6 protein-coding genes are annotated in these 12,164 nt (G+C 28.6%); 5 read left to right on the top strand and 1 reads right to left on the bottom strand.

Annotated elements, in window-relative coordinates; all coding sequences use genetic code 11:
- Window positions 1-154: 154 nt before the first annotated feature.
- The gene (locus ACWPW7_RS00090) at window positions 155-1,276 is read right to left on the bottom strand and encodes an IS4 family transposase (RefSeq protein ID WP_454051883.1); all 1,122 of its coding nucleotides are present in this window, start codon (window positions 1,274-1,276) and stop codon (window positions 155-157) included.
- A 380-nt stretch (window positions 1,277-1,656) separates the two neighbouring features.
- Between ACWPW7_RS00090 and ACWPW7_RS00085 the strand changes: the two genes are divergently transcribed.
- The 5 genes from ACWPW7_RS00085 to ACWPW7_RS00065 all read left to right on the top strand — a co-directional run bounded on the left by ACWPW7_RS00085 (window position 1,657) and on the right by ACWPW7_RS00065 (window position 11,956).
- A complete protein-coding gene (locus tag ACWPW7_RS00085) occupies window positions 1,657-2,568 on the top strand; it encodes a hypothetical protein (RefSeq protein WP_454051882.1) in 912 nt (303 codons plus the stop codon).
- A 1,006-nt stretch (window positions 2,569-3,574) separates the two neighbouring features.
- On the top strand, window positions 3,575-4,162 hold the full coding sequence (locus ACWPW7_RS00080) for an Ig-like domain-containing protein (protein ID WP_454051881.1): 588 nt from the start codon (window positions 3,575-3,577) through the stop codon (window positions 4,160-4,162).
- A 961-nt stretch (window positions 4,163-5,123) separates the two neighbouring features.
- On the top strand, window positions 5,124-8,810 hold the full coding sequence (locus tag ACWPW7_RS00075; protein WP_454051880.1) for a cell wall-binding repeat-containing protein: 3,687 nt from the start codon (window positions 5,124-5,126) through the stop codon (window positions 8,808-8,810).
- 212 nt (window positions 8,811-9,022) lie between these two features.
- A complete protein-coding gene (locus ACWPW7_RS00070; protein ID WP_454051879.1) occupies window positions 9,023-10,720 on the top strand; it encodes a hypothetical protein in 1,698 nt (565 codons plus the stop codon).
- A 771-nt stretch (window positions 10,721-11,491) separates the two neighbouring features.
- Complete coding sequence (locus tag ACWPW7_RS00065; RefSeq protein WP_454051878.1) at window positions 11,492-11,956, top strand: hypothetical protein; 465 nt, start codon at window positions 11,492-11,494, stop codon at window positions 11,954-11,956.
- The last annotated feature ends 208 nt before the right edge of the window (window positions 11,957-12,164 follow it).

The following is a 12,164-nucleotide window of genomic DNA, read 5'->3' as shown; positions in this document are numbered from 1 at the left end:
AAAATATAGAAACACATGTTAATATTTATTTGATAAATTTATAGGTAATTATTATACTTAATAGTAATTTACATGTTTTTTTCAATATATTTACAGTAATAATGCAAATATTATTGCGAGTATTTTTAAAAAAATTTTTAAATTTTTGCTAAAATCATGTTCCAAATAGTGGGACATCTTGAACGTTCATTAATAAGTTAGTTCGTATTATTCGCATTACTTTTAACATGGTCATGTTCTTTTTAGATTCTATATTTAAAATTTGCAATAATATATAAGATATTAATGCAGAGTAAATCTGTATTTTGAGTGCATTTTCATTGTGACCTATCCAATGTTTAATTGTTAGGTGCTGCTTAATCCACTTGAAAAAGCACTCAATTTTCCATCTTATTTTATAAAGATAAATTACCTTTCTTGCACATATATTACGCATATTTGTTAATAATCTTATTTCTACCTCTTCATTTTTACTGTTAATATCAGTATAAGTAATTTCCCTATATACTCTTTTATTTTCATCTGTATCTTTATTTTTAATTGCATTGGCACCTAATAATATATCTCTATCTAATACATTGTCTTTTGAACAATATCTTTCCCCACAATAAAACACCTTAGCATCTGTATACAGTGGAGTAATAAATTGAATTTTATCATCATAAAGCGTACTATACCACTTATAACTACGATATCCTCTATCAAATAAATATATGCTTCCATCATCCATAATAATGTTGTCTATACAATCCATATCCCTAATCTTTGAAGGAAATATATTAACTTTTTCAGGAATATCTTTTGTATAGTTATATAGTATATTAAATTTAATTGAAGATTTTTCACATTCATAATAAAGCTTCGGAGCTAATTTAGCAGCTATTTGAATTGTAGTAGAATCCATAATTTTTATATTTCCTAATTTCTTTGACGCTTTATTAAACCCAACTCTTTTTACAAAATAGCTCACAATATCTTGAAAAGTTTTTTCGAAAACCTGATAATTTCTTTGTTCATTTTTACGAGATATTTGAGATATACTTGGTAAGTTAAAAAGTTCTTGCATACTTGGTGTTTCCTTATAAACATCAACTAAAGCATGAAGTGAGTTATAATTAGAAACCTGTAGAAATATCATTGATTTTACGTGAGAAAAAGTATCAAAAGTTTTTGTTTTGAAATCACTATTGTACGTGTTTGCTAAATAATTTACTTTATTCCTAGAAATTGGTTTAATTAATTTTATAAAAACTTTTTCCATTTTTCTGCTGATCATGATAAATTACCTCCTTTAAAACAATTTTAATAATATTCTTATTAAAATATCAATAAGGTTTCTTTAGGTAATTTAGGATACTTATTCAAAGATACAACACTAAAACCCCTGAGGTGCAGCATAGTTTGGAACAATATTAATAAATCTAACCAATGCTATGGAGAAATTACAATTACTAGTTTTTTATAAAAAGTTACTGTGTAACTTTAAAAAGAATCAATTTAAATTTCTCAGTTTTCACTGAGAAATCTCCACAATTGTGGATTGTGAATTGAATTAAGTTAACGTTTATAAAATAAGAATATTTTGCAAAGGATATATGTAACTATAATTATGTAGGTTACAATTATATTAAGTATTAAAAATAAGGAGGAAGTAAAATGAAGCGTTGTAAAAACTGTGACATACAATATGATGAAGATATAAGCTTCTGTAAGGTATGTGGTAAGGAACTAGAGCAAGATTCATCTGTGGATGAAAGTACAGAAAAGAATGAAGTTAACAATGAAAATGCTGAAGTTAACACTGAAACTACTAATGAAGAAACTTTTCGAGAGGAAATAAAACTTGAGAGTTATGCACCAGAAGAAAATTTTGAAGAAAAGTATAGTATTTTAAATTTGGTAAAGGGAATGTTCTCAAGACCCTTTGAAACAATGAAGGGAATTACAGAAAAACTTAACAGTGGTACTGCTTGGATATTATTAGGAATTATATCAATAATAAATTCATTATTTTCAGTAGGTATGGTAAGAGTGGTAATTAATCGTCTAGTAGCCTCTTTAAATGCTACTACTGCTGGAGAAGGTATGTTATATGGAGGAATGCCTTATGGCTTCAGTGGCCTTGCAAATCAGATACAAAACAGTAAAATTTTAAGTGGAGGTAGCATATTTTGTATTTCATTAGTTTCGATGATAATATTTGCTCTATTGATAACATTATGTATTTATATAATGTGTAAAATATTTAGAAGCAAAAACACTTATATGGATATATTTAAAATTGTAACTTCATCATTAGTGTATTATACCGTAGGATATTTAATATTACTTTTATTAATATTAATTAATTCTAATTTTGTATTCATGGTAGCAATACTAGCTACATTAATGGTAGCTTTCTTTGTATCAATAACTCTAGGATTAGTTAACAGCTTAAGAGTAAATAAAGACAGAATAATTTATATAGTATCCTTAGGATATATGTTAAATGTAATAATAAACAATTATTTATTAGAATTTATAATGAATTTATTTCTACGAAATGCTTTTATGAATGGAATGCTTTAGTCAATGGAAAATTGACAAAGGACAATTGACAATTAAGGAGGAAATTATTTTTAGCAAAATAATTTCTTTAATAGATTTATTGTAGCGGCGAACACTGTTCGCCACTTTTTTTCACCTCTGGGGAACAGTAGTGAAGCCCTTTAGGGTTCCCCTGAGGTGCAGTATGATTGGTAGCAAGACTAAATAAATTTAACTAAATCTTATAAAAGCCTACTAAAATTAAGAATTAAGCATGAAGAATAAAAGATGAAATTAGTTTTGGCCAAACTAATTTTTTTAATGGATTTTAACTAGCAATATGATTGCTAGTTTTTTATATTTTAATAAAAGTTTTGATTTAAATATTTTTGTTTAATAGCTTTTGATGATATTAATTTTATTATTTGTAATGAACCGTCCCCATCTCACCTCTGGGGAACAGTAGTGAAGCCCTTTAGGGTTACCCTGAGGTGCAGTATAATTCGGAGCAATACCAAGAACTCTAATCAATATTAATGGAGATAATCAATGAAACGTCCCTTTTATAATATAAGAATGAAGAATTATAGTTGAAATTATTTTTAAACAAAATAATTTTTTTAATAGATTCATCGTAGCGGCGAACAGTGTTCGCCACTTTTGTATATGTCATAATTTAATAATATTATGGTGAACGCTGTTCTGGACTACAGTTAGATAATTAATGATTAATTGTTAGTAATATAATTGTTAGTTTTTATTTTGCTTTAGATTTCAAAAAAATTTTAAAACTTTTTTTCTTTATGAAGGAATTTAAATTTTATAGTGGAATATTACTGTAAAATAATGGTAATATTTATTAATAGAAATTAAGATAATGCACAGTGCACAATTCACAATTGTGGTTGAAATTATTTTTTAGCAAAATAATTTTTTAAATCAATTTTTTTACTAGCGATTATATCGCTAGTTATTCTGTGGCGAACACTGTTCACCGTTACAAAATCAATAATTGTCAATTGTCAATTGTAAAAAGGAGAGGTTTCATATGAAAGGTAATAAATTTTTAACTTTTATAGTCATACTTATGTTTGTGGTAGGAGCAAAGGCATTAAATGCGTTTCCAAAGGAAGTTAAGATAGTATCACCGCAGGGAGAAAAAAATATAGCATTACTTACTAAGGGGGATGATGAGGTAGAAAAACTTTTAGTAAATTACGATATATCTCTGCCTAAAGTTTATGAAGGAAAAGAAATTACTTGGTACAATCCTCAGGGAGAAGAAACTACCTATATAGATACAACCTATCTTGGAGAATATAAATATATTGGTAGAGAAAAAGATTCTGATAAAAAAATAACTAAAGTTTTTTCAGTAGGAGAGGATATAACTTCTATACAGGATATAAGAGTAACTTTAAAACCAGAAGAAAGTTATATATTACCTGATAAAGTACAAGCTATTCTTGAAGATGGAGAAAATGTATATAGAGAAGTAGTTTGGTATGATGTCACCGGAAAAGGAACAACTATTGTGGAAACTCATAGAGAAGGAAAACAAATTTTCTTTGGAAGAGTAAAAGGATATAAAAATCCAATAATGGCTACTATAGAAGTTCTAAAATTAGTTAATTAATAATATATATGGTAAAGGTTAGCATTTAATATAATGAATTTTTAATTAAAAATAAACTTTTTAGAAAATTTTAAAATAAAATTGATAATAATTAAAAACTTTTAATTATTATAAGAAAAATACTAATGTAAGCCTGATTATTCAAGAATTTATAAAAAGTTAATTGAAGGAACTACAAATTATTTTGCAATTATTATACAATTGTAGAAAAAACGCAAAATTTGTCGGTTAAATTATGGAAAATGTACCAAAATTTTTAGATAAATTGTATGAAATTTAAAAAAATAAAAAACAATAAAAAAAGACAAAAAAAATAAAAAAATATAAAAAAAGTTGAAAGGAAAAAGAAGAAAAAAAGAGAATATCTTATCCGTAATAGTAAATAAATGCACAGCTATCTTTTTGTAGATAGTGACTATCCAATAACGGATAGAAAATATCCTAGCATGATAAAATGTCTTAATATAAAAATACTGCAATATTTTTATATTAAAGGTAGTGCAAGTTTACGGATAAAATATTCCATAGAAAAATAAAAAGATGAAAATTTTAATAAAGAGATAATCAAGCAAAGATTAAATCTTCATTAAAAAAATAATTACTTGGTAACTTTTATTATACTATAAACGTATACTCTATGGAAAGAAAAAATCCATAAAACTTTGTTAATATCATGGGGGATTTTAATTTAGTTTAAAATTAACTTGGTTAAAAATTAACTCTGTTAATTATTAATATGTAAATTATACATGCAAAGCTCTAATGCAGCTGAGGCACCTCAGTATAATTATGGAACATACCCTTAATACATTAGAAGATATGGTAAGGATCGCAGACGAGATGAATTTAAATATCTTGTAGTGAATGTACTAAAGAAGGAAATGTTCTATAAAATGCTGAGAGAAGCGTAAGCTAGCATTAGACAGAATGAATTTACTAAAAAGAAAAGGGGAGTAAAAAGATGAAAAAAGGTTCAAGAGTTATTTCAACACTATTACTCGGTGCTACTCTTACAACAATGAGCGCTAACGTGTTCGCCGTTGAATCAAAAGAGACTATCGAGAAAAAATTATTAGCTGGAAACAACAGATACGAAACAGCTGTAAAAGTAAGTGAAAAATGGGAAAAGGCTGACAACGTAGTTTTAGTTAACGCTTTAGCTATGGCTGACGCATTAGCAGCTACACCACTTGCAAAATTAAAAGATGCTCCAATTCTTTTAACAGATGCTGGAGAATTAACAAAAGCTACTAAAGAAAGAATTGAAAAATTAGGAGCTAAAAACGTATTCGTAGTAGGTGGAGAAGGCGTAGTTTCTAAAGCAGTTGTTGCTGAATTAGAAAAAGCTGGATTAAAAGTAGAAAGAATATCTGGTGTTGACAGATTTGAAACATCAGCAAAAGTAGCTAAAGAATTAGATGCTAAAAAAGTTGCTGTTGTTAACGGATTAAATGGAAGATTAGCAGACGCATTATCAGTTGCTGCACCAGCTGCTGAAAACAACATGGCTATCTTACTTACAAACGGTAAAGATTTAGGAGCTGTTAAAGATGCTGCTAAAGACAAAGAAGCTGTAGTTGTTGGAGGAAGCGCTGTTGTTGCTGACTCAATCAAAAGCGATTTAAAAGCAGAAAGACTTGGCGGAGCTAACAGAAATGAAACTAACGCTGAAGTAATGAAAAAATTCTACGGCGATAAACAAGTTAAATCAGTATATGTTGCTAAAGATGGCGCAGCTCAAGAAAACCAATTAGTTGACGCATTAGCAGCAGGTCCAGTTGCTGGTAAAGAAGGAGCTCCAATAGTATTAGCTGGAGGCAAATTAGCAGATGGACAAAAGAAATTCTTAGAAGGACAAGGCGCAGTTGCTACAGTTTATGAAGTTGGTGGCGGAATCAACACTAGTACTGTTAAAGACTTAATGACAGCTCTAGGAGTTAAAGATGTAGTTGACAAAGCAGAAGTTTCTTCAGTAAAAGCAACTAACTTAAAAGAAGTTGTAGTTACATTTGGAATGAAAGTTGATTTAGATTCAGCTGAAGATGTAACTAACTACTCAATAAACAAAAACGTTAAAATAGAAGACGCAGTTTTACAAGAAGATGGAAGAACTGTAGTATTAAAAATAAAAGAAAATGATAATGGAAAAGTATTATCAAACCAAGAAAAATACAAATTAACTGTAGATACAGTATTAGCTGGAGATAAAGAAATAGTTTCTAAAGATTTCGAATTCACTCCAATGGATAACGAATATCCAGAAGTTAAAGAAGTTAAAGGGTTAGGAACTAAAGCAATTAAAATTGTATTTAGTGAACCAGTTAAGAAAATCACTTCTAGTAATGTTAAATTAGATGGAAAAACTTATTATGGTAAAATCGACAATAATGGCAGAGAAGTAATATTAAAACAATACGACTCAGAAAAATTATCATTAGGAGAGCATAAGCTAGAAATTGAAGGCGTAGAAGATTATGCTGGATTTAAAGCAATAGCTTCTGACCACAAATTCACAGTTGTTGAAGATACAACAGCTCCAACTGTAGTAAAAACTGAAGCAACATTAGAGAAAGTAATAGTAACTTTCAGTGAAGATGTTGATCCAGAATCAGTAAGCGAATCAAGCTTATACCACAAAAAAGATGATAAGAAAATAAGAGCTAACAAATACAGAAAAATAGATGGAAAAACTTATGCATTCTATTTCGAGGGAGAAGAAAAGAGACTTCCTGGATACGAAATGACAATGTATGTAGAAGACGTTAAAGACTACAGCGATAATGTAATAAAAGAAAAAGAAATAAAAGTTAAACCAGAAGTTGATTCAACTAGACCAGTAGTTAGAAATGTAAACACTGCTGAAGACGGTAAAGTTGTAATTGTGAAATTCAGCAAAAACATTCTTAAAGAGTCATTAAAAGATAAAAACTTTGTTATAAAAGACAAAGATGGAAAAGTTAGAGGTATAGACAAGATTGGCTTTGGTAGTGACAATAATATAGTAGAAATCACTTTAATAGAAAAACTTCCAGCAGGAAAGAACACTATTAAAATTGATGGAGTTCAAGATGCAACTTATCTAAAGAATACTATGTTACCTTATGAAAAAGAAATAGATACTAAAAATACAGAAAAGCCTAAATACTCAAGTCATTCTACAAGTGAGAATACGAGAACTATAATCTTAAACTTTAATAAGAGAATGGATGCTTCTACATTAGAGAATAAAAAGCATTACTCAATAGAATTTGATGGTAAAGAAATTTCATTACCAAGTGATACAGAAGTTGATGCAATTGAAAATAGCAAATCTGTAAAAATAGTTTTACCAGAAAAAATTAATGGAGAAAAGGTTGTATTTGGTGAAAACTTAAAGATGATTTACTTCCATGGATTAGAAGATATCGATGGCAACATGCTTGATGGATACAGATCAAAAGCAGAAATTAAATCTGATGAAGAATCAGGAGCAAAATTAGCTACTTATAAAGAATCTTGGGGTGACAAGATTAATGGTGAAGCTACAGATAGAAACACTATAAAAGTTAAATTTAACCAATCTATTGGTAAGGTTTCTGCTAGTGACTTTGTAATTAGAGATAACGTTAAAGAGAAAGACATAGATATTAAGAAAGTTAGCTTTGAAGGAGCAGTTGTAACAATAACTACTGATGACAAGTTACCAACAGCTACTAGTGACTTCACACTATCAGTTAAAGAAAAGAATTCAATAGAAACAGCTGCTGGATTAAAAGGCGCAGCTAAAGAAACAGCAGGATTACATGATGGTATAGCACCAGAAGTAAAAACAAAAGATGGTAAAATAGACTATACAGTTGATAAAAATATAATAGAAGTACCATTCACTGAAGCATTAAACGGCAACTCAGCTTTAGTAGGATTATATGCTAAAGACTTCAAAGTTACTAAAATAGGTGGTAAAGAAGAAGAATTATCTGCAGGTACAGATTATGTTACTTCATTAAAGAATGGCAACATCATTCAAATAGAAATAAAAGTAAAAGGAACTTTTAAATACAAAGTACAATTAACTGGAGGAGCAGAAAATGCAAAAGAAGCTAGAAGCATCCAGGATATAGCAGGAAATGCTGCATTATTACAAGATACACCATTTTATACTGGTGAAATAACTGGTGTAACAGATGCAGATAAAGAATTAAATGCAGCTAAAAAAGAATTACAAGCAGAAATAGATGTAAAAGTAGAAGAAAAAGAAAACTATACAGTAGCATCATGGAATAACTACTCAGAGAAATTAGAAGCAGCTAAAAAAGTTGTAGCTAATGAAAAAGCTACTAAAGCAGAATTAGAAACAGCTAAAACTGAATTAGAAGCAGCTAGAAAAGCTTTAGTTAAAAATGATGTAGAAGAGAAAGTAACAGCTGAGGTGGTTTCAGCAGAACCTAGTAAAATAATTGGATCAACAGAAGTAGTTATAGAATTAAAAGGAACTCAAGATCCTAGCAAATTTAAGGTAACTTATAAAGGAAAAGATAGCAAAGGTAATGATAAAGATTATGAGTTAGCTTATTCAGAAGTTACAAAGAAATTCTCAGGATCAGTATATGGAGAAATGACAAAAGAACAAGTTGATGTTCAAGCTATAGTTATAAGTCCATTAAAGTAATTTAAGAAGTTTACTGGGTTTGGATTATATCCAAATCCAGTAATTTTAAATGAACATATAGTATACAGTATGAGAGAAATATACTATATTTTTTTTATCTAAAATTTAGATTAATTATATTTTAATATGATTAATTTTATAACATACAAATATTAAAACTAAGGGATATTGACGAAAAAGGACATATGTTAAATTTATAGGGAGGTCTATTTATGAAAAACAAGAGAATTTTTAATGTTTTATCTTCAGCTGCAATAGCTACAATTTTAAGTGTATCAATAAGTGTACCTGCTTTTGGAGCTGTAACAGATATATTAGTAAAGGGAGATAGTGATGTAAATTATCAATATAGTATAGATGATTTGCTAGATTCATTAAACAGTGATAAAAAATTATTTGAGGATTTTTCAAAAAAAGGACAAGTTGTAGGATATTATGATAATAAAATTGGAAAATATGTTGATATTGACAGAATAATAGATGTACACAATAAGGGCATGAAAATAAATGATTTTACAGAAAATGCTGGAGAATCTGATACTGTCAATGTAACTGGAGATATAAAAACTATAGTTGAAAAAGATGGAGAAATAACAGAAGGTGAAGTTATAAAACCAGGTGAAGAATCTTTAGAAGCAGCTAAAAAAGCATTTAATGAAGAAGTTGCTAAATATGAAGAAGTTAACTATACAGAAGAATCTTGGAAAGCATTCCAAGCAGTAGTTGAACAAGAAACAATAAAAGTGAATGCAGAAAATGCAACAGTAGAAAGCATAAATGCATCAATAGAAGCAGTACAAAATGCTGCAAAAAATTTAACTGAAATTAATAAAGAAGAACAAGCGTTAGAAGCAGCTAAAAAAGCATTTAATGAAGAAGTTGCTAAATATGAAGAAGTTAACTATACAGAAGAATCTTGGAAAGCATTCCAAGCAGTAGTTGAACAAGAAACAATAAAAGTGAATGCAGAAAATGCAACAGTAGAAAGCATAAATGCATCAATAGAAGCAGTACAAAATGCTGCAAAAAATTTAACTGAAATTAATAAAGAAGAACAAGCGTTAGAAGCAGCTAAAAAAGCATTTAATGAAGAAGTTGCTAAATATGAAGAAGTTAACTATACAGAAGAATCTTGGAAAGCATTCCAAGCAGTAGTTGAACAAGAAACAATAAAAGTGAATGCAGAAAATGCAACAGTAGAAAGCATAAATGCATCAATAGAAGCAGTACAAAATGCTGCAAAAAATTTAACTGAAATTAATAAAGAAGAACAAGCGTTAGAAGCAGCTAAAAAAGCATTTAATGAAGAAGTTGCTAAATATGAAGAAGTTAACTATACAGAAGAATCTTGGAAAGCATTCCAAGCAGTAGTTGAACAAGAAACAATAAAAGTGAATGCAGAAAATGCAACAGTAGAAAGCATAAATGCATCAATAGAAGCAGTACAAAATGCTGCAAAAAATTTAACTGAAATTAATAAAGAAGAACAAGCATTAGAAGCAGCTAAAAAAGCATTTAATGAAGAAGTTGCTAAATACGAAGAAGTTAACTATACAGAAGCATCTTGGACAACATTTCAAGAAGTAGTTACTGCAGAAGCAGAAAAAGTAAATGCAGAAGATGCAACAGTAGAAAACATAAATACATCAATAGAAGCAGTACAAAATGCTGCAAAAAAATTAGAAACAAAAATAGAAGCAGCTAAAAAAGCATTTAATGAAGAAGTTGCTAAATACGAAGAAGTTAACTATACAGAAGCATCTTGGACAACATTTCAAGAAGTAGTTACTGCAGAAGCAGAAAAAGTAAATGCAGAAGATGCAACAGTAGAAAATATAAATGCATCAATAGAAGCAGTGCAAAATGCTGCAAAAAATTTAATTGAAATTAATAAAGAAGAACAAGAATAATAAATATATGTGTTATACACTTAAATTGTTAGCTTAATAAAAAAGACTTTGGTTGATTAGAGAAATCCTACTTGACTAAAGTCTTTTTTATTATTAAATTTATTTTTCGCTAATCATTTATTCTAGTGAAAGTATTTTAAAAGTTATTAAATAATATAGAGCTAAATGAAAATATACTATAATATTATGCAGAGATGTCTTTAATTTAAATTATTTTATAGAAATTAAGATTCATTGTAATGGCGTTATTTATTTAAAATAATTGAAAATCTTTATTAAATAATGTAAAATACTTATACAACTTCATCAATGGACAATTGACGATTGACAATGGACAATTTAGGTTGAAATTATTTTTAAATAAAATAATTTCTTAAATAAGATTTGTTGACTAGCAATGAAATTGCTAGCTTTTTTATTCCAATTTTTATTCCACCTCTGGGGAACAGTAGTGAAGCCCGTTAGGGTTCCCCTGAGGTGCAGTATGATTTGGAGCAAGTTTAGTGAATTTAGACTAATATTATGCCATACTATACTGCACCCCAGAGGTCTAGATAGAAAGCAGTTGCAGATTTAAATTTTGCTTTAAAACCTATAATTTGGTTATAGACCTCAGGGGGGAAAGGATAATGCTGAGAAATATCCACAATTATTGATTTTAAATTGTGAAGTAAATAAAGTTTTTTATTATGAATTGTGGATTAAATTAAGTACATATTAACTTCTAAATGAAGTTTAAATTAAATAAATTTTTACATAAAGAGGTGGCTTATGAGGTATAAGATTGATTTAGCTGGATTTGAAGGTAGAAAAGTTGAGGTTGAGAAGAGTGGGTTTAAACCTCCACGTTTACTTATTGATGATATTCCTGTGGAGATGATAGGAAAACGTGAAATGATTCTTACTAATAATAACAGTGAGAATTGTGTAGCTTCTTGGACAAATAAACCTTTTAGCACGGATCCAATTCCTAAACTTAAAGTTGGTGATGAAGAAATTCAAGTAATAGAACCACTAAAATGGTATGATAAAGTTTGGTGCTTATTACCTGTACTTTTACTTTATTATGGCGCTGTAGGGGGAGCCTGTGGAGGTGCTGCAATTTCCATCAATTACGGCATTTACAGACTACAAATTAATAAATTTTTAAAGTTTATATTGACTCTAATTGTATCTGCATTAAGTTTTATTGCAGCTAATATATTAGTTCGTTTTATTCTATCATTATTAATGTAAACACTTAATCAATGGAGAGCTTATAGGAATTAAGAATGAAGTATGAAGGATGAAGAATTATGGTTGAAATTAATTTTACAAATTAATTTCTTTAATATATTTTTGTAGGGGCGAACAGTGTTCGCCAGTTTCTTTTGAACATGTTTTATACTTTAATATTAATGCAATAACATGTGGCGAACACTGTTCGCCGCTACAGTTATATGAT

It is taken from the genome of Clostridium sp. Marseille-Q7071 (assembly GCF_965112025.1).
The sequence above is the reverse complement of the archived record's forward strand: the minus strand, read 5'-3'. Positions and strand labels throughout refer to the sequence as shown.

What these genes read in the sequence shown, in the direction of transcription:
- ACWPW7_RS00090 (WP_454051883.1), bottom strand. Translation starts at nt 1,276, where the DNA reads ATGATCAGCAGAAAAATGGAAAAAGTTTTTATAAAATTAATTAAACCA.
- ACWPW7_RS00070 (WP_454051879.1), top strand. Translation starts at nt 9,023, where the DNA reads ATGAAAAACAAGAGAATTTTTAATGTTTTATCTTCAGCTGCAATAGCT.
- ACWPW7_RS00065 (WP_454051878.1), top strand. Translation starts at nt 11,492, where the DNA reads ATGAGGTATAAGATTGATTTAGCTGGATTTGAAGGTAGAAAAGTTGAG.
- ACWPW7_RS00075 (WP_454051880.1), top strand. Translation starts at nt 5,124, where the DNA reads ATGAAAAAAGGTTCAAGAGTTATTTCAACACTATTACTCGGTGCTACT.
- ACWPW7_RS00085 (WP_454051882.1), top strand. Translation starts at nt 1,657, where the DNA reads ATGAAGCGTTGTAAAAACTGTGACATACAATATGATGAAGATATAAGC.
- ACWPW7_RS00080 (WP_454051881.1), top strand. Translation starts at nt 3,575, where the DNA reads ATGAAAGGTAATAAATTTTTAACTTTTATAGTCATACTTATGTTTGTG.